The sequence below is a fragment of the Bdellovibrio sp. genome (assembly GCF_047637665.1).
In the GTDB taxonomy this organism is placed as follows: Bacteria; Bdellovibrionota; Bdellovibrionia; order Bdellovibrionales; family Bdellovibrionaceae; genus Bdellovibrio.
Map to the genome: position 1 here is coordinate 47612 of NZ_JBLJBT010000015.1, position 21793 is coordinate 69404.

The window sequence follows — 21793 nt, forward strand, 5'->3', positions numbered from 1 at the left end:
TCGCTTAGTTTTTTTCATAGAGCTTTGCGTACTTCCGCGCAAAGCGTACGGTTTGCGCAATCAGTTCTTCGTTGGAAGACTCGTGCAGAATGCGCTCAAAGAAGAAGATGCCGTCCATATAGATGTCCAAGTCCTGACACAGCTCCAGAACATTGGCGTTGGGTTGCAGTTTGTTCTGATCCGCCAAAGCTTGCACGCGATTCACAAGGCGCTCATCTAATTGCAGAGGCACGGTCTCGCGGACGCGCTTTTTGAACTGTTTATTCACGAGGGCTTGAACAAAAATAATCTTGGCAAAGTCCTCATGACCACAGCCATACTCCAAGCGCTGAAGGACGTAGGCCTCCAACTCATCACCCAAAGTTTTTTGTGGTGGATAGGGGAGTTCAAGATGGTTGGTTTCCTCAAGGAACTTTTCAATGATGGCAATAAGTAAACCCTCTTTGCCTTCGAAGTAGCGGGCGATAAGGGACTCATTCACGTCGGCCTTTTTGGCAATCATTCGTGTGGTGGCACCATCAAAACCATGTTTTGAAAAGATCTCGCGGCCCGCATTGATGAGGCGCTCTTCGGAGGCGGACCGATCTCTCTTTTTACCCTTAATATGAGCATTGCTATCATCTTTTTGGGTTTTTGTATGAGATGTTTCCGTCATGAAAACCTCCTGAGAATTATATAAGTACTTGAAACTTCTTATCTTTACATAATGTATCATAAGGCAGGTGAGACATCAAGAAAGTAATTGATTGCATACTTAAGGATCCTGCAATAGATTAAGTATGTAAGCGATTACTTAACGGAGTTAATCCTATGAAGAAAATGGATATGCTGAAAGTGGGCAGTTTTGCCGTGATAGTAGCGGCTCTTCTTGCGGGACAAAGTGCTTCGGCACTCAGTCTTAATGACTATTTAGAGCAGGTGAAGCAGGAGAGCTTGGGGTACAAATCAACAAGTGAGCAGGCCGAAGCAGCCAGCTTAAAATCTCGGGAGGCGGATCTGTTTTTTACGCCCCGATTTTTTGTTGAAGCGCGAATCGGGCACGATGGGAAAGAGCCTTTTGCATCGACGATCACTTACGATCGCCTCAAATTGCAAAACTATTCTTTAGGGCTTTCTCAAGAGTTTAGCTTTGGTCTGCAGACCAAACTTTCTTACGCCATGGATAGAACGGAGGTGGAAGGGGCCACTCTTCCTGCCGGTGTTCCTAACAGCTTTTGGAATGCAACTCCAACCTTAGAATTAAGTATGCCCTTGTGGGCGAATGGTTTTGGTCGTTCCTCTCGCGCCAATGAAGATCTGACCCGACAACAAAATCTTGCAGAACGTTTTGGGGCTGATGCACAAACGCGTGGATTTCTTGTCGAAGCAGAAGCAGCTTATTGGAGATTGGCTTCCGCACAAGAGGTTGTACAAGTGCAGGCTCAGGCGTTGAAACAAGCGCAGAGCATCCTCGATTACGTCTCACGCAAAGCGAAGATGAATCTTGGAGAGAGTGCGGATGTGTTGCAAGCGAAAGCCCTTGTTGAGGCCCGTATGTTTCAATTACAGCAAGCTCAGAACCAAGAGCGCACTGCACGTCGCACCTTCAACACTTATATAAATAAAGAGGCCGAGCAGGCTGTCATGGGTCTTGAAAACATCAACTATGGCGAACTTCAGAAGGTCCTCGTCCCAACGGCAAAACCCGGTGATCGCTATGACGTCAAAGCGGCAGAAGCGCAATCCCTACTTGCGAAATCCTCCGCCCAGTTGGTCGCGGAAAGAAACAAACCCAAGTTGGACCTTTACGGGAGTTATGCACTCAATGGACGAGATGAAGAGTTTAACGAAGCCATGAAGGCAGCGGGAAAAACGGAACGTGATACCGCGTTTGTGGGAGTGCGTTTGAATATTCCTTTAAACCTTGGGGCCTTATCTGACGCGAAGGCTGGCGCACTGAAAACTCAAAGAGCCGCAGATTTGTCCTATCAACAAAAACGTTTCACTCAAGATCAAGATTGGACCAATCTGACTCAGCAGCTTGGCGAAGCCAAAGAAAGCCTTCGTTTGGCAACCAATATCGTGAATGCGCAAAAAGCCAAACTTGAAAATGAAAGAATTCGTCTTCGCCAGGGAAGAACCACGACTTATCAGGTTCTTCTTTTTGAGCAAGACTTCTCACAATCTGAGGTGGCGCGAGTTCAAGCCGCCGCTCAGATTCTTGGATTGCAAGCACAAATTAAACTTTACCAAACCTCTGTTGAAGGAGGGAAATAGTCATGAGCTTACCTAAAATCTCAATTAGCAGACCGATCTTTATCACCTGCGTGACCATCGCGATCGTCGTGGTGGGGTGGGCTTCCTTTAAGTCCATGAGCGTGGATTTGTTTCCGGATGTGAGTGTCCCGGTTGTCACCGTACAAACTGTCTATAAAGGCTCTGGCCCCTCTGAAATTGAAACCTTGGTCAGTCGTCCCATCGAAGAGGAAGTCAGCACCATCTCTGGAATTAAACGTCTGACTTCAAAAAGCCTCGAGGGCGTCAGTCAGGTTATCGTCGAGTTTAACAGCAGTGTTGACGTGAAGTACGCGGAACAACAAGTCCGTGATAAAGTGAATATCGCCAAAGCGAAACTTCCCAGTGAGGTCGATGACCCTGTTATCAGAAAATTCGACCCCTCAGATACACCCATTTTAACTTTGTCCGTCACCGCGAAGGGCCTGGGGGACGCGCAACTTTTTGATATTGCCGATCAATATATTAAGCCGCGCTTGGAACAGGTGAATAACGTCGGAGCCATCGAGATCTTTGGTGGACGCGAAAGAGAAATTCATGTCCTTTTAGATCGCAAAAAACTTCGTGCGCGTGAGGTCTCTGTCGGTCAAGTCGCAGGACAAGTGGGGGCTTCGGGAGAAAATATTCCTAGCGGTAAGGTGGAACAGGGAGGCAAAGAACTGGTCTTTCGTGGTCTGGGAGAGTTTAAGACCGTTTCTGAAATTTCTGACACCCTCGTAAATCTTTACGGGAATGAAGTGCCCACTCGAGTTTCAGATTTGGGTGTGGTTGTCGATACTTTGGAAGATGAAAAGTCACGCGCCTTTTTGAACGGCGAAAAAGCTTTGTTCTTACAAGTCTATCGGCAATCCGGTTCAAACACGGTGAAAGTGGCTGATGATGTTATTAAACAGCTTGAAAGAATTAAGCCAGAGCTTGAAAAACTGGAAGGGGCTCCGAGCACTCAAGTTGTTTCCAACGCCTCTATTAAGATCAAAAACAACTTGTTTGACGTGTATGAGACGATCATTATCGGTATCATCCTTACCGTTATTACAGTTTTCTTCTTCTTGGGAAGTGCTCGTTCGACTTTAATCACGGCAATTTCTTTGCCGATTTCCTTGATCGGTGCCTTCTTGGTCATGAAGTTGGCTGGCTTTTCGATTAACATTGTTTCGATGTTGGCTTTGACATTGGCGGTGGGTCTTTTGATCGACGATGCGATCGTCGTTATTGAAAATATCTATCGTCGTATGGAGTTAGGTGAAGAGTCTTTGACGGCGGCAGAAAAAGGGACCACAGAAATTCAAATGGCGGTCTTGGCCATCACTTTGGTTGTAATCGCGGTCTTCGTTCCCGTGGGAACAATGTCGGGGACTATCGGTCAGTTCTTGAAACAGTTTGGTATGACCGTGGTGTTCTCGATGGCTATCAGTTGGTTTGTGGCGATGACCATCATTCCAATGTTGACGGCTTACTTTGGAGGAGAGGGGCAACATGGGGCACACCATAACCCTCATGGAAAGCTCACTTTCTATGATAAGACTTTGGGGCGTTTGGTTCGGGGTTTTGATCGCTTTCAATCCTGGCTTGAAAAAGTGTATGAAAAACTCTTGCGCGTGACTCTTCGTCATCCGTTGTTGACCATTGGTGCGACATTCTTGGTGTTCGTGCTGAGCATTTACTCCGTTACGAAAGTTCCCGGCGCCTTTATCACAGATGATGACAGCGGCGAGTTTACAGTCACTCTTGAAATGACACCCGGAACCAGCTTGGACGGTATGAATAAGATTGGTAACGAAGTGGATAAGATCATTCGAGCCAATCCCGAGGTGAATTACACGGCTATGATTATTGGTAGTTTGTACGGCGAATCGAACAAGGCCAATTTCTATGTGCGCATGAAGGACGGCAAAGAGCGTGGAAAGTTAACGACTGAAAAGTTCCGCGACAAAATTCGTGGACAGTTGGCTTCTTTCACTAATGCCAACCCTGTTGTTAAAAAGTACGATGCGACCGGGGGCATGGGACAGCAGCCGTTTGTTCTGAATATCATTTCAGCGGATCCTAAAGAGCTGGAGGCCTCAGCTACGAAAATTCTTGAGAAGCTCAAAGCCGATCCTCGCCTTAAAGACGTGGATACAAACTTCCGTCCCGGGAAACCTGAGATGCAAGTTCGTTTAAAGCCGGGAGCTGCGAAACAATACGGTATCAACACGAAAACCATGGGCCAAGAACTTCGCGCGCAAGTGGAAGGATTTACGCCAGCCAAATTCCGTGAAAAGGGACGGGAATATGAAGTTCGGGTTCGTTTACTTCCTGAACAGCGCGATTTAAAACAGAGTTTCAACGAAGTTTATGTGCCTAACGTGAATAGAAAACTCGTACGTCTTTCCGATGTGGCAAGTGGAGACATTGCTTCAGGACCGGCGTCGATTGAGCGTCAAGACCGCGGACGTTATATTCAAATCACTGCGGGCCTTGCCCCAGGGGCAGGTTTAAGTAATGTCGTTAACGATGCCGTCACAGCGATGACGACCGGAGACGCGGCATTCCCATCCAGTGTCCGTTACGGTTTCGGCGGGGATGCGGAAAATATGAAAGAATTGATGACCTCCACCGTCTTGGCGTTGGGTTTTGCGATTCTGTTCATCTACCTGATCCTTTCAAGTTTGTATGAGTCCTTTATTACGCCTATCACGATCATGGTGGCATTGCCTTTGGCCCTGTGTGGGGCGTTCCTGGGACTTTTCTTGATGAAAGAGACGATGACCATCTTTGCCATCTTCGGTTTCTTCATGTTGATCGGGGTGGCCGGTAAAAATGGTATCTTGTTGGTCGATTATACAAATCAGATGATGGCCGAGGGTAAATCGCGTGCTGAAGCTTTGGTGGAAGCGGGTAAGACTCGCCTTCGTCCGATCCTGATGACTTCATTTGCGTTGATTGCCGGAACCTTGCCGGTGGCGATCGGAATGAATGAAGCGTCGAAATCGCGCACCGCTATGGGTGTGGCCATTATCGGGGGTATGATTTCTTCAACTATTTTGACTCTGATTGTGGTTCCTGCGGTATTTACTTACGTAGACCGCTTCAGAATCTGGGCCAATAACATTGGTGGCAAGTTAACGTCCACCAGGAAAGACAGACACGTTGAAGTGAAACTGACATCCGAGTCACCCGCCGTCGAGGCCAGCGACTACGGTGTCACAGAAAGTTAAGGATGGAGGTTTTATGGCGAAATTATTTATTCAATCAATGCCAACGCCAGAGGAATTGCAGACGTCCGTATCGAGAATTCATGAGGGGGTCGACACGGGTCCTCTTTATGCGAATCTTCTTTTTATGAAGGTGGCCTCGGAGCTGGATAACTATTTGGACAGTGTTTTAGCTCCTTACAATTTGTCCAGCGGCCGGTTCACATTGCTGCATCTTTTGAGTGATTTTCCGGAAGGTTTGATGCCTTCAGAGCTTTCTCAGAGAGTGGGCGTGACTCAGGCGACGATTTCGGGACTTTTAAATAGTTTGGAAAAGGCTGAATTGGTGAAAAGAGAACTTCATCAAAAAGATGCAAGATCTTTTGTGATTCGCCTGACCGAAAAGGGGGAGGGATTAATTAAGGAACTCTTTCCCGTATGGTCTCCGAAGTTGTCGGCCTTTTGGAGTCAGTTCTCAGACCAGGAGCGGACCCTTATGCAGGGGCTTTTGGAAAAGATGTTGAGAAGTACAAGTTTGCTGACACGCAATTGATAGGGAAGGTTTCGATCTAGCTAGATCGAAACCTGGGAGATGACGCTGACAACACGGCGAATATCTTCTTCATCGTGGTATAGGCCAAAACCAAAACGCAATCGATTCCCTCGTGAGTCGGTGAGGACGTGGTTTTGCGCCAACGCTGCGACCATTTTCTGAGTCGATTCCCCTGAAGGAAGTGCAAAAGTTAAAAAGTGACCATGCCTTGTACCCTCGCCCCTCATCAGAGTTTGTTGGTTGAGTAGGGGATGGTTGATCTTTTCAATCTCTTCCAAAAAGAGCGTCTGATTCCTCTCCACAAAATTGTGAATTTGAATGATATCAAGTCCCTCCGTCTTGAACTTTTCTAAGGCGGCAATCAAACGATAGACAGACGAGAAATCCATGGTGCTGCCAGCATATTGAAGAGCATCTACTGGATAACCCACTTCAGATCCCACCGCAGACAAATGAGACAGCTCTGCAAACCATCCCGTATGGAACGGACGGTGTCGGGTCTTCGGAGGGACATAGAGGAAACAGGCTCCTTCGCCCCCTTGTGCATATTTGTAGGAGCCTGCCAGATAGAAAACACGATCTTCTAATGACGACAGATTCGTCGGTACCGCCATGAAGGCATGATAGCCATCAATCACGAACAAAGATTCGACGGGGGCGTTTTGAGCCAGTCGTTCCACATCACAGGCCAGGCCGGAGTTAAAAAAAACCTGACTTAGGAAAATCAAATTCCAAGAGTGGGACGTCATTTCTTTTTCAAAGCGTTCGTGGAAGGTTGAAATAGGAAGCGTCGGGACTTTGACGACTTCAAAGTTTTTAAATTCTGACAAACGATTGATTTGTCGATCGAAGCTGTAGAACTCGGAGTCGGTGGTGAGGATGCGCACCTTTTGAGTCCAGTCCAAAGAACTGAGAAGGCGAAAAACAAACTCATGAGTATTCGGGGCAAAGACCAATTGTTGAGGGTGGGACAGATGAAGGACTTCGGCGATCAACTTTTGTGCCTGCGGGACTTTTTTTGAAAAGATGTGGGTCCATTTGTTGTCGACATATTTGCAGGCGTCATCCCAATACTCGAGATGAGCTTCCCGGGTCACGTCCGGCCAGTAGTGGTGACTATGACAGGCAAAGTGAAGTTCTTGAGGGTGGGCTTTTAAAAAACGGCTGTAAAGATGTTTGTACATAGAAAGATCATACTGAAAAGAGTCTGATTTGACTATGAAAGAGCAGAGCCCTTGTTTGGATATAAAAAAAGGCGCTCTTTGAGGGAGCGCCTTTTGAAAGCTCATCAATAGATGAAGTTCAGACTAGAAGTAGCCTTCATCGTCACCGAAGTCTTCGTCGTCTTCATCGTCGTCGTCTTCGTCATCATCATTTTTATCTGTAATTTCGTCTTCGCCTTCTTCATCTTCCACATCTTCGAAAGATCCTTCAGCTTCAGACTCTTCACCTTCTTCGTCCCATTCGTCAGCAGAGGCTTCTTCTTCGATGTCGATCATTTCATCCATTTCTGCTTCGTCGAAGTCAGAAGAGATTTCAGCGATGACAGGTGTTGAAGGTTTAAGAACTTCAGCACCAGCGCCTACAGCAGCTGCTTTTTTAGGAGCCGCTTTTTTAGGGGCAGCCTTTTTCGCAGCAGGTTTTTTTGCAGCTTTTTTGGGAGCTGCCTTTTTAGTTGCGGCTTTTTTAGTAGCAACTTTTTTAGCGGGTTTAGCAGCTTTTTTAGGAGCCGCTTTCTTCGCAGGTTTTGCTGCCTTCTTAGCTGTTTTCTTAGCTGTTTTCTTAGTTGCCTTTTTTGCAGTAGCTTTTTTTGCAGGTTTCGCTGCTTTTTTTGCTACTTTCTTAGCTGGTTTTGCTTTTTTCTTTGCCATGATTAGCTCCCTGAAAAGTCCTGTTTCAAAATAAATTGCCCCCTTAGACTAGCGAGATTTAAGGGGGCAGGCAAATCAAAATAGAACCAGTTCCAGAGGTCTTGTTTAGTTGATGATCCCGCTGAGGTGGTCGTCAATGATTTTGGCCAGATCGTTGGGGAGGACAAAGGACAGGAAGAGGCCCCCATTATTGACCCCCTGTTTGGGGACGATCGTGAAGTATCCCAGTGTTCTCGTTCCCGCTTTGTTTTTAATTGGGGCCGTGATGCCTATGTACTCCGGGAAGTAGGAGCTTTCCAGGAACAAACCGACCGCATTCACTCCGAAATAGAGGAACATCTTGTTGTCAGAGTTCTGGTTCAGCCCCAGGGCTAGTGAGGGATATTCTCCGCTAGGCATCATAGGAAGAGCGCGTCCGCCAGGGAGAGTTGTTGCGGCAGGCAGAGTGACCTTGTCTTTGACGATCAGCTTCAAGGGGATGCTGACTGCCACTCGAGCTTTTTGTTGGGAGTCCAGAACGGTCGCAATTTTGACCCCCTTTACGTTGGGTACATCTATATAAAGACTCGAGAAAGGTCCCGGAGGCAGGGGAAGGTAAAGCAGGAGTGCGTTATTGGCCTTATCGAGGCTTAAGACATGTTCGTTTTCATAACTGCCGCTGCCCACGTAGGCATTCATATCTAATTTGTCATAAGCACTGGGAGTCTGAGGAGCGGGAGTTGTCGTTCCTCCTTGGCCGGAATTATCTCCATTAGATCCTTGGGTGGAATCTCCCGCCGTAGGGGTGATGGCTTGAAAACCACCGTCTTTACTGCAGGCCGCAAGAAGAGAAGTTGTCATCAGGGCAACCAGGAGACCTGCTAATCTTGAAGTGTTCATAAAAATATCCTCCACGCTTATGCTATATTTTTCGGCACGAAGCGGGCTGGACTTTAGCTAAATATTTGAAATTATTGGTAAAAAAGTTATACACTTTGTTCGAATTGAAAATCTTTGGTCAGGGGGGTGTCAACAGCGTGGGCAGAAAATAAAAAAACCCGGTGAGAGTCCCACCGGGTTTTTGAGTTTGTTTCTATTTGCTAGCTATTAACCGATCAACTTAAGAGCCAATTGGTTAGATTGGTTAGCTTGCGCCAAAGTTGAAGTACCAGCTTGCAACAAGATGTTGTTACGAGTCATCTCTGAAGATGCTTGAGCCACATCAGTGTCACGGATACGGCTGTTAGCTGCAGAGAGGTTCTCTTGAGCAACACCCAAGTTGTCAACAGTCGAAGTCAATCTGTTTTGGAGCGCACCAAGATTAGCGCGTGTTCCAGAGATTGAAGTCTGAGCGTTGTCCAACATACCCAAAGCTTCTTGTGCACCTTCTTTAGTAGAGAAGTCTACACCAGATAGTCCCAGAGCATCCAAAGTTGCTACGTTCTCACTCGCGTTGAAGGAGATACGATCTTCTTCAGAGTTATTGAACAAACCAACTTGGAAGTCGAACTTCGGAGAAGAACCATCCAACAACTTAGTAGTACCCCAAGTTGTTACAGCAGAGATACGTTGAATTTCAGATTTCAATTGCTGAACCTCTTTATTCAACATGCCACGCTCGTTCTCACCTACAGTGTCAGAAGCCGCTTGGATTCCCAACTCACGAAGACGAACCACGATGTTACCGATTTCGTTCAAGCCACCCTCAGCAGTTTGAACCATAGAGATACCATCGTTCGCATTTCTTTGAGCTTGTGCTGCAGAACGAATCTGAGCTTTCAAGCCTTCTGAAATCGCAAGACCTGCAGCATCGTCAGCCGCTTTATTGATACGGCTACCAGAAGCAAGTTTCGCCATTGAATCGTTGATTGCTCTTTGTGAACCAACGAGGTTTCTTTGTGCATTAATCGCGCTTACGTTTGTTGATACTCTCATTCCCATTTTAAATTCCTCCGTTAATATTTATTTTTCATTTTCAATACCCTCCTTGATTTGTTTTTTTGGCTCGGCAGAACCTACTTCTGCTTTGCCGGTGCTGACATCCGAGTCTGCACTTTTTTAATGGCCTTTTTGTTTTAAGGCTCTTTGAGAACCTTCGCTGGGCATTTGCATTCCGCTCAGCTGCGAACAATCTATTGTTCTTTTACGTCATCCTTGAAGGCCCTCCTTTCGGTTATACAGAGAGAGTGACCTTCTCTCTCTGACTCCTTCTGAGTGAATCGTTGATGTGAAATTGATCGGGATTTGAGACGATCTCTTGACAGGACGTCAGGCGAGATTTGTTTGATTTTTACAATACTAGCCAAAAGATAGATCGAGGATTCCGGACCTAGGGTTGTCCTGAATCATAAAGGAACAGTACTTTGAGAGAGAAAAAAGACAAATTTACGGACTTTGGCTCAGTCAATTTCTAGAAAGCGACAAAAGGCCATGTTGCCGGCCAAAAAATATTGGTGCTCTTGTTCTTGTTTGAGGTGATGGGCAGGGTTGTAGCCGATGGTGCAAAGGACCTTTTCGCCATCAAAGTGAGAACAGTCTTCGCAGGAAAAGCGTGTGTCGTATTTTAGGTAATCACTGGGACTCACGCGGTCTTTCTTGATAGAGGCATGCAGACGAGGCTGAGACTTCCCTTTTCCCTTTGGATTTACAATACCCACAGACATTGTTTAATCCCTCCATTGACAAAGCTAAAATAAGACTCATCCTTTATTTCAGATGGAGGGTTTATGAGCAACGATATTGAAAAAATGACGCGAAAAAGTCAGGAGGCGATGCAGGCAGCGGCTCGCTTAGCAGAGCGTAAAGGGAGCCCCTCCGTAGAGCCTGAACACCTTTTGATGGAGCTGGTGCAGCAGTCTGAAGGCATTGTTCCCCGTCTATTGGATAAAATGAGCGTGAATCAAGCCCAGTTTCTGACGGAACTGCGCGCCAAAATGGATCGTTTTCCTCAGGTGAGTGGTGGGAACCAAAAGCTTTTTGCGGGCCCTCGTTTGGAAAAGATCTTTAAGTTGGCCGAGGATGTCGCCCAAGAATGGGGAGACTCTTACATATCTACTGAACACTTCTTTTTGGCAATGTTGCGTTCCGGAGATGCGGAACTGAGCGGCTTGTTTAAGAAATCCAAAGTGAATGCGGATGCCGTGAAGGCCGCATTGGAAGAGATGCGCGGCAATCAGAAGGTCACCGATGATGACCCTGAAAATAAATACGAAGTTTTAAAAAAGTACGCCCGAGACCTGACGGCCTTAGCGGCAGAAGGTAAGTTGGACCCCGTAGTCGGGCGTGACGAAGAGATCCGTCGCGTAATCCAGGTGCTTTCACGACGAACCAAAAACAACCCGGTTCTGATCGGGGAACCCGGCGTGGGTAAAACCGCGATTGCCGAAGGGTTGGCCATCCGAATTTTAAAGCAAGACGTTCCGGATAATCTCGTGGGTAAAAAACTGATGTCCTTGGATATGGGAGCCTTGATTGCGGGTGCCAAGTATCGCGGTGAGTTTGAGGATCGCCTCAAAGCCGTGATCAAAGAAGTGACCTCCAGTGAAGGGCGAATCATTTTATTCATCGACGAGTTGCACACTCTGGTTGGCGCCGGAAAATCAGAAGGGGCCATGGATGCGGGACAACTTTTAAAGCCGGCTTTGGCGCGGGGTGAACTTCGTTGTATCGGTGCGACCACCTTGGATGAGTATCGTAAGTACATTGAAAAAGATGCGGCCCTCGAGCGTCGTTTCCAAACGGTGCTGGTCGAAGAACCCAGTGTTGAGGATGCGATCACCATCTTGCGTGGGTTAAAGGAAAAATACGAAGTCCACCATGGAATTCGTATTACCGATTCGGCTCTGGTTTCTGCAGTGAAGCTGTCGCATCGTTATATCACCAACCGTTTCTTGCCGGATAAAGCGATCGACTTGATCGACGAAGCAGCCAGCAAGTTGGGGATTGAAACTCGTTCTGTTCCTGAAGAAGTGGATAAGATCGAGCGCGAGTTGATGCAGCTTCGCATTGAAAAAGAAGCTTTGAAAAAAGAAAAAGAAGAAGGCGCCAAAGATCGCCTGATGGTGATCGAAAAAGAGATCACGGATCTCAATGCCAAGAATCAATTGCTTCGCGAGCAGTGGGAATTTGAAAAGGGCGGCATTGAGCAGATTAAAAAACTCAAAGCCGAAATCGAAGACCTCAAGGTCGCTGTTGCGAAGGCCGAGCGTGAAGGAGATCTGGGCAAAGCCGCGGAACTAAAATACGGAAAACTTCCTGAAACAGAAAAAAAGATGAAGTCTTTGGAAGAGCGAAGTAAAGAAAAAGCGTCCAGCTCTGAAAACCGCATGTTGAAGGAAGAAGTCGGTCCTGAAGACGTCGCCGAAGTGGTGGCGAAGTGGACGGGAATTCCGGTCAGCAAGATGTTGGAAAGTGAGACGCAAAAACTTCTTCATATGGAAGAAGCTTTGCAAAAACGTGTGGTCGGTCAGGATCACGCTTTGACCATCGTAGCGGATGCGATTCGCCGTGCGCGGGCAGAGATTTCAGACCCGAATCGTCCCATCGGAACGTTCATGTTCCTGGGGCCGACGGGGGTTGGTAAAACTGAGACCGTGAAAGCTTTGGCGGAGTTCCTCTTTGATGATGAACAAGCCGTGGTTCGCATTGATATGAGTGAGTACATGGAAAAGCACTCTGTGGCTCGTCTGATCGGTGCGCCTCCGGGCTATGTGGGATATGAAGAGGGCGGCCAGTTGACGGAAGCCGTTCGACGACGTCCTTACAGTGTCGTGTTGATGGATGAGGTTGAAAAAGCTCACTCCGATGTCTTCAATATCTTGTTGCAGGTTTTGGATGATGGTCGATTGACTGACGGTCAGGGGCGCACCGTGGATTTTAAGAATACGGTGTTGATTATGACATCCAACGTGGGCTCTCAATCCATCTTGGATCCTCACATGACAGAGGTTCAAAAACGCGAGGCAGTGAACGACGCATTAAGAGAGCGGTTCCGCCCTGAGTTCTTAAATCGTATCGACGAAGTTGTGATGTTCAATTCGCTGGGTCAGTCGCAAATTTCCGGCATCGTGAAAGTGCAGCTGGATTTGGTGGCGCAACGTTTGAAAGCGAAGAAGATTGCCATCGACTTTGATCCTTCTGCGATCGATTTCTTGGCTAAGAAAGGTTACGACCCTATCTATGGTGCGAGACCTTTGAAGCGTGTGATTCAAACTGAACTTTTGAATCCGCTTTCGAAAGAGATCATCTCGGGCAAAGTCAAAGCCGGGGATACCGTGAAAGTCAAAGGTGGAGACCAGCATTTGGTTTTCTGATAATTTAAAAAAAGGTGGCCGCAAGGAAGCGGCCACCAAGTTCCACCTCATCCATGAAAGAAGCCCCAGGTTTTAAGCCTGACTTCGCCCAAAGCCAAAACCTATCAAAAGAATCTTAAGCCCTTATGGATCATATTGAGATCGTTTCTTGATTCTTAGCTGCAGCTGCTCAAAAGCAAGAGCAAAATCAACAGCAAGATCTCAAGAATTTTCCTCTTCTGACGAAAAGTACCGTAGTGTGTGGTATTTTTCATGAGAATCTCCTTTCTGTAGAAAGGGATTCTCGTCCATAAGAAAGTGGTCCTTGATGGCCACTTTCTTTTTTTGCAAAAAACGCATCTAAGTTAAACCATGGAGAACTTGAGTTCACCCTGAGGTCGTCCCGATCTTCGGATGTTTTCACTTGCTGACAAAAAGAAATTGACCTCGTTGGCGTCCTCTTCTCACAATGGATCCATGAAAAAGTCGTTTTTATTTTTGATACTTTTGAAGGCCTTCTTTGTCGGCAGTCTGGTCGAGGCCCGTGTGACGTATGATCTTAGTGGTTCTTCGGGAACTCGCGATGGCAGCTCTTTTAGTGAAGTTCATTTGGGATTGAATTGGTATGTTGATGAGTGGTTGAACTGGCGCAATTCTGTTTTTACACAGTTTGGAACCGATATTAAAACTATCAACGGCTTGGACTCTGAAGCTTTGCTAAATTACGAGGCCTACACGCAGTCGCGCGCCCTTGGGATTGAACTCTTTGCGGGGCCGGGTGTGCGTTTGGCCAGTGAGAAATCCAATGCCGTGTTTGGCAAGGCGGGTGTCACATTCGCGATCGGTGGCTTGCGAATTGGAGGCGGTGCCCAGGCGCTTCATTATTTGGAAGATCGTACGGATAAGAATGACAATGTGTTGAATAAAGATGAAGTGCAGTATTTTATTACGCTGACGGGGGGCGGGAGTCTTTGATGTTCGAAGCGGGGAGAGTCTTCGTTCAGCAGAGACAATGGCATGATCTTCCGCCATCCATGGAAGGCTGTTTCCTGGCTATCGTGGCCAGGAAAGAAGAGTATTTACCTGAGGTGTCTCCATGATTCTTGGCCTGACGAGCAGGAAGCTCGTCAGGAAGGCTGCTCATGGATGGCCAGACTTGGTTCGTTACCGAGAGTTGCTGTAAAAGCCACTCTCCACCATCTTTCCACTTTCCGAAAAACAACTAAACACTTCGAGTGAAAACTCCCCAAACACGGTGACCAAGTTTTGATGAAACAGTCAAAACTTTCGACGCACGAAAATTATTTTGAAACTCCAAATTTTTTCTCTTCACAAAGAATTCAATCACTTAGCGTGTCTCAGAGTGAAATCGGTTTTGCTTTTGCAAGTGACAACAAAGACTTAGCCCCAGTTTAAGGTCTAGACGTTCTATTCCGTATACTGTGCATGAACCGCCTTTACCGTGAATGAGTGGAAAGGGAGACGTCATGAAATCACAGGGAATGAATTGGTCAAAAAAAGTTTTCAAAGCCAGCATCCTCTTGGCAGGTGCAGCGATGACCATGGGAAACCAGAAGTGTGAGCAACAGCCTCAAGCGGCTCCTGTTCGTTCACTAAAAAAGATTGTCGACTTGGGGTCTATCGCTTCGAGTTCGGTGATGTTTCCCGGAGGCAGTTCTTTTGACTTTCGTTTTGTCGCGAATCAACAAATTTATGGCGTGCTCATGGAGAGCAAAGAGTTTGCATTGAAGTACAACCCGCCTATCGCGATCCCTCCGCAGGAAGCGACACGAGGGGATGAGGGCTTCTTCAATCTGACCAAAGCGGACGGTCAGATGATGAAAGCCTTTGCGCAAGCAGCGGGTAAAGATAACTACAATGTGCAGTACGCGAAAACCGCATGGTGCATGGTGAATATTCCGCAAGCCAAGATCGCGGGCTCTGTGAATTCATTCGAGCTGATCGGTGGTGGTGGACTGACTTTGGGTTTCACTCCGAATGGAGCTTATCCGACAAATGGATTGGCGTCGGCAGGATTTAATGTGGAATGGGCACAGCTGGATTTGTCGATGGTGGCCCTTCGTCCGCTCACTTCCAAAGTGATTGCGGCGGCGAATGTGACTTCAAAACAAACCAAAACCAAGGTCAACTTTGGTTTGAACTTCGGGGCCTTTACGTTGGGTCCAAGTGCTTATTATCAAACTCCTTTGGCGCAGGTTACAAAGAACGCCTTGGTGAAATCTGTGACCTCCTTGAATGATCAGTTGAAATCAGAAGAGTGGTACACAAGGGTTCTCGCAAATCATGACACGCATTTGATTGTGGTGGGCGGGGCCGACGTGAAGCTTGAGCCCGGCGATCAGTTGCTGGTTTATAATGAAGACTACTATTGGGAAGGGGAGCCTTGTGACTCCCGCTACTTAGGGGGTGGAGCTCAAGCCAGCTCTGCGGTTGCAAAAATTGAGATTGATTGGGTGGGAGATGAAATTTCTCGTGGCCGCGTGATAGAACAGAATGATGATAATGCCGTGATCGGGGCCAAGGTAAAACTCTTCAAGTTCCATGATGCGAACTACAAGCCTCAAGATCCCGGTGTGCAACCTGTCAATCCTAGCAACCCTGGCTCTAATACAGGGGGGAGTTCCGGCAATACCACAAACCCCACAAAACCAGGCCGTAACTAAGGGGAATTGGCTGTAAAAGTGCCACTTCCCTTGCCAAGCCAAGGGCAAAAGTGTAGGGTCTCGGCATTCAAGCTGAGGCCCTTATGTTTTCAGGAATCGTTGAATCTGTGATGCCCATTGTAAGTTCGGAAGAGCTGCAAAATGCGTATCGTATTAAAATAAAAAAACCAAGTGAATTCAATGACATAAAGTTGGGGGATAGCATCGCCTGTGACGGTGTGTGCCTGACTGTGGAGGCCTTTGACCTTGAGCAAATGACCTTTGCCCTGGCTGCGGAAACGATCAAAGTTCTTCAGTGGAACCCGCAAAGTTGGATCGGCAAAAAGGTCAATCTCGAGAGATCTTTACGTTTTGGTGATCGAATCCACGGCCATTTGGTGACTGGGCACGTAGACAGCCTGGGAACTGTGACTCGAGCCGCTTTGGAGGGAGAATCCTTCTTTTTGGACGTGAAAGTTCAAGACAGCATTCTTCCTTACGTGTGGAAGAAGGGCAGTGTCACCCTCAATGGTGTGAGTCTGACCGTGAATGAACTTTCTGGAAGCACGGTCTCGGTTTGTTTGATTCCCGAAACTATGAAACGCACCAACCTGGGTGATCTCAAGGTGGGGTCTTTGGTGAATGTTGAACCCGACTATATGGCGCGCGCGATTCAGCGCTCTCTTGAAGTGAGGAAGAACTAATGTCGTTTAATACAATTCCTGAAATCATTGATGATATTCGTAACGGCAAGATGGTCATACTCGTTGATGATGAAGATCGCGAGAATGAAGGTGATCTTATCCTTGCGACAGACCATGTAACGACTCAAGCGATCAACTTTATGATTACGGAAGCTCGCGGGCTTGTTTGTCTGACAGTGACGGCGCAACAGATTGAGCGTTTGCAACTGCCTTTGATGGTTCGCGATGACATGAACTTTGCGCCAAACAAAACGGCATTCACAGTGAGTATCGAGGCGGCCGAGGGGATTTCAACTGGAATTTCTGCCGCAGACCGGGCGCATACTTTGAAAGTGGCAGCTAATCCCCACGCAAAACCGACAGACATCCATATGCCGGGTCACATTTTCCCTATCCGGGCTCAGCAAGGGGGCGTTCTAAAACGCGCCGGTCACACAGAGGCGAGCGTTGACTTGGCAAGACTTGCGGGACTCAATCCGGCAGCCGTTATTTGTGAAGTGATGAATCCTGATGGAACGATGGCTCGTGTTGGAGACCTTAAAGAGTTCGCAAAAAAACACGGCATTAAAATCGGAACGATCGTTGATTTGATTGCTTACCGTCTGGCGAATGAAACTTTGGTCGAAGAAGTGGCTTCTTTTGATTTGCCGGCTTCTTTTGGTGAAAGCATGAAGGCGCGAGTTTTCCGTAGCACCGTGGACGGTCTTGAACATTTAGTGATTCAAAAAGGTGAAATCACGCCAGACCAAGAAACTCTGGTTCGTGTTCATGTGGATAACTTCACGCGCGACTTCATGGCGATCTTGCAGCGAGGAGCTTCGACGGTTCTAGAAAGTTTAAAGCTTATTAACCAAGAGAAAAGCGGAGCCTTTATTTTGCTTCGTGGGAATAACCGTACTCAAGGTCTTGCGCAAGAGTTGCAGGTGTTGATGGGGATGGCGGATGTGCGTCCTCCGACACCCTTGATGGATGAGAGAGACTACGGTATCGGGGCACAGGTTCTTCGTGAGATCGGCGCCCACAAGATTCGTCTTTTGACGAACAAGCCTGAAAAGAAAGTCGGCCTGAAGGCCTTTGATATTGAGATTGTTGAAATTGTCGCTATTGAAAATGTAAAGGGGCACATGTAATGGGAAATATTAAAGTCGGAGTTGTAACTGCACGCTTTAACAACGAGATCACTGAAAAACTTGAAGAAGGGGCGATCAGCTACCTTGAGTCTTGTGAGGGCGTTGAGATTTTTGCGGCTTTAGTTCCTGGAGCAGTCGAGCTTCCTTTGGCCTGTCAGGCATTTTTAGAGGCGGGCTGTGATGGCGTTGTTTGTTTGGGCGCCGTGATTCGTGGAGAAACTTCACATTACGACTACGTCTGTAACTCAGTCACTGATGGTGTGACCCGTTTGATGCTGGACTATAAAAAGCCCATCGGCTTTGGCGTGTTGACGACTGAAAACGAAGAGCAGGCATTGGCGAGAGCCGGCGGTGCTCACGGAAACAAGGGGGCCGAGGCGGCTCAAGTCGTGATGGAAATGATCGGTCTGACCCAAGAGATTCCGGCTGCTTTGAAGACGGCGGTGATGATGGCCAAGCAAAAACCTGCGAAGTCCTCAAAATCACCGAAAGCTCCAACAAAAACACAAAAAAAGAAGAAAAAAGCTAGAAAGTAAACTAGCATAAGGTGAGATGAAAAATTCACCACAAACAGACGAGTTTCTTCCTCCTGGTCCCCAGGAATTTAAAAAACGACGCCGCGAGATCCTCTTGGTTCTGGTGGTGTCGTTTTTATTTGGTCTTCTCACTTGGTTTGAGATCCGCCTCTTTGCAACCAGCCAACAACTGCCCTTTGTTCACAGTATCTTCTTCTTTGGTCTGGTAAACTTTAATATCATTTTACTGCTTTTATTGCTTTTCATGATCTTCCGAAATGTGGTGAAGGTCTTCGTGGAAAGACAAGGGAAGGTTTTCGGAAGCAGTCTGAAGGCGAAACTGATTGCCGCTTTTGTGACGTTCAGTTTTGTTCCGACTGTTTTGATGTTTATTATTTCGGTGTTTTATATCAACTCCAGCTTCGATAAATGGTTTAGTGCGAAGATGGCCGGGGTTTTAAAAAGCTCCATCGAAGTGACCAACGCTTATTACTTCAATGCGAAAAAGAAGAACTATCATTTTGCCCATCAAATTGCCGATGCCATTCGCCCTCTGAAAAATCAAAAAGAAATCTCGGATAAGATCACTCGTCTGCGCAAGGAATTTAGCTTGGACGCCGTAGAGTACTATCCGTCGCTCTTTGGTAAAAGAGCGGTGGTTTCGGCAGAGGATGACACGGTTCCGACGGTTCCCGCAGTGTCCCTGGAGTTCTTGCAAAAAGGTATCAAGTTACAGGCCGAGGCCAGTATCATCCATCAATTCGGGGATGGAAATCTGGTGCGCGTGATTGTGCCGGTTCAAGAAGGAGCCGAAAAAGGTGCGGTCGTTGTCTCTAGCTTCCTCCCTCTTTCGTTGATTTCCAAAATGAACGATATTTCGACCGCCTATGATGAGTTCCGCGATATCAATCCCCTCGAGTATCCGCTGAAGTCTATTTATCTCTACATTCTGGTTTTGATGACCTTTGTGATTCTTTTGGCGGCGACGTGGTTTGGTTTCTATCTGGCTAAACAGCTTTCTATTCCCATTGTGCAATTGGGACGGGCGACACGCCGAGTGGCGGGGGGAGATTATACGCCTCTGCAAATTCAAGCAGGTTCTGAAGAGATCAATGATCTGATTTCTAGTTTTAATCAGATGACGGTCACCCTGGAAAAAACCCTAGAAGAGTTGGATCAACACGCACGTTACACCGACACGGTTCTTAGAAACGTCAGCGCCGGTGTGATTTCCGTGGATTCTACTGGAGAAGTAACGACAATCAATCGTCATGCGGCTCAGTTGTTAAAGATAGACCCCGAAAAGTTTATTGGAAAATCCGTTCGTGATCTGCTGACGCTAGAGTACTTCCGCACTTTCGCGGAATTACAAAAGACCATGATGGATCACAAGATTGAAAGTATCCAGAAAGAGCTTCGTCTTAATATCCAAGGTGAGGCTGTTCCGTTGATGATGAATCTTTCCTTGTTGAAAGATGAAAAAGGGCAAGAGATCGGTAAGATTTTGGTGTTTGATGATATGTCTCCGATCGTAAATGCCCAAAGAGCGGCGGCGTGGACGGAGGTGGCTCGACGAATTGCTCATGAGATTAAAAATCCTCTGACGCCCATTAAACTTTCCGCCGAGCGCCTGCAAAGAAAGTTCGGAGCGACAATCACGGACCCGGCCTTCAGTGATTGCACGATGATGATCGTGAAGCAGGTTGATGGTTTGAAGAACTTGGTGAATGAATTTAGTAATTTCGCTCGCCTCCCGCAGGCTCGCCCGGTCGTGGGGGACCTCAACAGTGTTGTGGAAGAGTCCTTGGGGCTCTATCGCCAGGCCCATCCTCAAGTTCGTTTCGAGTTTGCCAAAGATGTCGAACTGCCGGAGTTCAAGTTTGACCCGGATCAGATCAAGCGCGTCCTGGTCAATTTGATTGATAATTCGGTTTCGGCTGTTGCAAAAGAGCCACAGGGGGCCGTGCAAATCATGACTCGATACGACAGGGACATCAAAACGGTGCGTCTAACCGTGGCTGATAATGGCGATGGCATTCCGGCGGCGGATCGAAGTCGCATTTTTGAGCCATACTACTCTACAAAAGAGGGTGGAACTGGGTTAGGTTTAGCCATTGTGAAAAGGATCATCGAAGACCATAATGGTTTCATTCGTGCTACAGCCAATGATCCCAAAGGGGTAAAAATGGTGATCGAAATGCCTGTCAACGAAGTGGGTGCGTGGAAACCTGCGGGCGAGTAAGAAGGAAGGTCCATCATGACAGCTCCAACGACTAAAATTTTGATTATTGATGACGAAGCGCCCATTCGTGACGTGCTTTCGGCTTCCTTAAGAGACGAAGGTTATCAAGTCTCATTGGCCCACGACGGAGAGTCCGGTCTACAAGCCATTCGCGACACTCAGCCAGATATCGTTTTCTTGGATATCTGGATGCCCGGCAAATACGATGGTATTGAAGTGCTGACGATGGCCCGTAAAGAGTTCCCTCATCTGGAGTTCATCATGATCTCCGGTCACGGCACGATTGAAACGGCAGTGAAAGCGACGAAATTGGGAGCCTGGGATTTTATCGAGAAGCCGTTGTCGATGGATAAGATCCTGATCGTTATCGCGAATATTTTGAGTTACCAACAGCAGAAGGAAGAAAAGATTCTTCTTCTCAATAAACTTCGCAAGTCTATAGCGTTGATCGGTGAAGCACCTTCGATTGTGCAAACAAAACAAATTATCGCTCGCGTGGCTCCGACAAACTCTTGGATTTTAATTCAAGGAGAGGCGGGAACCGGGAAAGAACTGGTAGCCCAGAACGTTCACTACATGAGTGCCCGTGCCAGCCGTCCGTTTGTAGAAATCAACTGCGGCGGTATTCCGGAAGATCTTCTTGAAGCCGAAATCTTCGGAATTGAAAAAGGCGCGATGCCTGGTGTAGATCGTGTTAAAAAAGGAAAGCTCGACCTCGCTCAAGGCGGAACTCTGTACATTGCAGAGATCTGTGAAATGAACATGGCCGCCCAGGCAAAACTTCTGAGTTATCTTGATGAAAAGAAATACTCTCGCGTTGGTGGAAATGAGCTGATTGAAAATGATGTTCGCGTGATTGCCGCTTCCTCCAGAGACCTGGAGAAGGAAGTGAAAGAGGGCCGTTTCCGCGAAGATCTTTACTATCGTTTAAACGTTATTCCGTTCCGTGTTCCCGCGTTGCGAGAGCACATGGAAGACATTCCGGTTTTGGTTTCATACTTCTCGGACAATGTGGCTCGGGAAAGCGGTTATCCGAAAAAAGTTTTCTCGGAACAGGCGGTAGAGAAAATGATCTCTTACCAATGGCCAGGCAACGTGCGAGAGCTTAAAAATTTCATCGAACGCGTGTATATATTAACTCCGAGTGACTTTGTGGACGTGCATGATCTTCGTTTCGCGGGCTTGATCGATAAAGACGACGAAAAGGCCGTAGAGATGCAGGATCTTTCCACGTTCAGAGAAGCTCGTGCGCAGTTTGAAAAGGAATACTTGCTTCGCAAGATTTCAGAGAACAGTGGCAATATCAGTAAAACGGCGGAAGTGATTGGTCTGGAAAGAAGTTATCTTCACCGAAAGATCAAGGCATACGGAATCGATACGAAAGACAACTAGGAG

General features: G+C 47.2%; 17 protein-coding genes. 11 read left to right on the forward strand and 6 right to left on the reverse strand.

The genetic code is table 11. The features are described 5' to 3' along the window. Positions 1-4 precede the first annotated feature (4 nt). Positions 5-655: a TetR/AcrR family transcriptional regulator gene (locus ACM64D_RS03535; RefSeq protein ID WP_415061811.1), complete on the reverse strand. Its 651-nt coding sequence runs from the start codon at positions 653-655 to the stop codon at positions 5-7. A 155-nt stretch (positions 656-810) separates the two neighbouring features. Here ACM64D_RS03535 and ACM64D_RS03540 point away from each other — a divergent pair, with 155 nt between their 5' ends. Genes ACM64D_RS03540 through ACM64D_RS03550 form a run of 3 tightly spaced genes read left to right on the forward strand, consistent with a single transcriptional unit; the run spans position 811 to position 6003 of the window. Then, on the forward strand, positions 811-2256 hold the full coding sequence (locus tag ACM64D_RS03540) for a TolC family protein (protein ID WP_415061812.1): 1446 nt from the start codon (positions 811-813) through the stop codon (positions 2254-2256). 2 nt (positions 2257-2258) lie between these two features. Beyond that, positions 2259-5474 carry an efflux RND transporter permease subunit gene (locus ACM64D_RS03545; RefSeq protein WP_415061813.1) on the forward strand — a complete coding sequence of 1072 codons (3216 nt, stop codon included), beginning with the start codon at positions 2259-2261 and terminating at the stop codon, positions 5472-5474. Positions 5475-5487: 13 nt separating this feature from the next. Further along, positions 5488-6003: a MarR family winged helix-turn-helix transcriptional regulator gene (locus tag ACM64D_RS03550; RefSeq protein WP_415061814.1), complete on the forward strand. Its 516-nt coding sequence runs from the start codon at positions 5488-5490 to the stop codon at positions 6001-6003. 20 nt (positions 6004-6023) lie between these two features. On the opposite strand, the gene ACM64D_RS03555 is transcribed toward ACM64D_RS03550, so the two are convergent. The 5 genes from ACM64D_RS03555 to ACM64D_RS03575 all read right to left on the reverse strand — a co-directional run bounded on the left by ACM64D_RS03555 (position 6024) and on the right by ACM64D_RS03575 (position 10516). After that, positions 6024-7187 carry an aminotransferase class V-fold PLP-dependent enzyme gene (locus tag ACM64D_RS03555; RefSeq protein WP_415061815.1) on the reverse strand — a complete coding sequence of 388 codons (1164 nt, stop codon included), beginning with the start codon at positions 7185-7187 and terminating at the stop codon, positions 6024-6026. Positions 7188-7310: 123 nt separating this feature from the next. Continuing rightward, entirely contained in the window at positions 7311-7874 is a 564-nt protein-coding gene (locus ACM64D_RS03560; protein WP_415061816.1) for a hypothetical protein, read from the reverse strand. Between the two features lie 105 nt (positions 7875-7979). Beyond that, the gene (locus tag ACM64D_RS03565; protein WP_415061817.1) at positions 7980-8753 is read right to left on the reverse strand and encodes a hypothetical protein; all 774 of its coding nucleotides are present in this window, start codon (positions 8751-8753) and stop codon (positions 7980-7982) included. 207 nt (positions 8754-8960) lie between these two features. Continuing rightward, positions 8961-9794 carry a flagellin gene (locus tag ACM64D_RS03570; RefSeq protein WP_415061818.1) on the reverse strand — a complete coding sequence of 278 codons (834 nt, stop codon included), beginning with the start codon at positions 9792-9794 and terminating at the stop codon, positions 8961-8963. A gap of 458 nt (positions 9795-10252) precedes the next feature. Next, positions 10253-10516: a hypothetical protein gene (locus ACM64D_RS03575; RefSeq protein WP_415061819.1), complete on the reverse strand. Its 264-nt coding sequence runs from the start codon at positions 10514-10516 to the stop codon at positions 10253-10255. A 63-nt stretch (positions 10517-10579) separates the two neighbouring features. Between ACM64D_RS03575 and clpB the strand changes: the two genes are divergently transcribed. From clpB to ACM64D_RS03615, 8 genes are all read left to right on the forward strand, one after another. Then, a complete protein-coding gene (gene clpB / locus ACM64D_RS03580; protein ID WP_415061820.1) occupies positions 10580-13165 on the forward strand; it encodes an ATP-dependent chaperone ClpB in 2586 nt (861 codons plus the stop codon). 456 nt (positions 13166-13621) lie between these two features. Beyond that, positions 13622-14119 carry a hypothetical protein gene (locus tag ACM64D_RS03585; RefSeq protein WP_415061821.1) on the forward strand — a complete coding sequence of 166 codons (498 nt, stop codon included), beginning with the start codon at positions 13622-13624 and terminating at the stop codon, positions 14117-14119. A 512-nt stretch (positions 14120-14631) separates the two neighbouring features. Next, positions 14632-15828 (forward strand): hypothetical protein, encoded by a 1197-nt coding sequence (locus ACM64D_RS03590; protein WP_415061822.1) that lies wholly within the window; start codon positions 14632-14634, stop codon positions 15826-15828. 83 nt (positions 15829-15911) lie between these two features. After that, positions 15912-16511 (forward strand): riboflavin synthase, encoded by a 600-nt coding sequence (locus ACM64D_RS03595; RefSeq protein ID WP_415061823.1) that lies wholly within the window; start codon positions 15912-15914, stop codon positions 16509-16511. Beyond that, the gene (gene ribB / locus ACM64D_RS03600) at positions 16511-17641 is read left to right on the forward strand and encodes a 3,4-dihydroxy-2-butanone-4-phosphate synthase (RefSeq protein WP_415061824.1); all 1131 of its coding nucleotides are present in this window, start codon (positions 16511-16513) and stop codon (positions 17639-17641) included. The genes ACM64D_RS03595 and ribB overlap by 1 nt, the downstream gene beginning before the upstream one ends. Further along, positions 17641-18177, forward strand: coding sequence for a 6,7-dimethyl-8-ribityllumazine synthase (gene ribH / locus ACM64D_RS03605; RefSeq protein WP_415061825.1), 537 nt, complete (start codon positions 17641-17643; stop codon positions 18175-18177). Before ribB ends, ribH begins: the two co-directional genes overlap by 1 nt. Before the next feature lie 16 nt (positions 18178-18193). Continuing rightward, positions 18194-20398 (forward strand): ATP-binding protein, encoded by a 2205-nt coding sequence (locus ACM64D_RS03610; RefSeq protein WP_415061826.1) that lies wholly within the window; start codon positions 18194-18196, stop codon positions 20396-20398. A gap of 15 nt (positions 20399-20413) precedes the next feature. Further along, positions 20414-21790 (forward strand): sigma-54-dependent transcriptional regulator, encoded by a 1377-nt coding sequence (locus ACM64D_RS03615; RefSeq protein ID WP_415061827.1) that lies wholly within the window; start codon positions 20414-20416, stop codon positions 21788-21790. Positions 21791-21793: the final 3 nt, after the last annotated feature.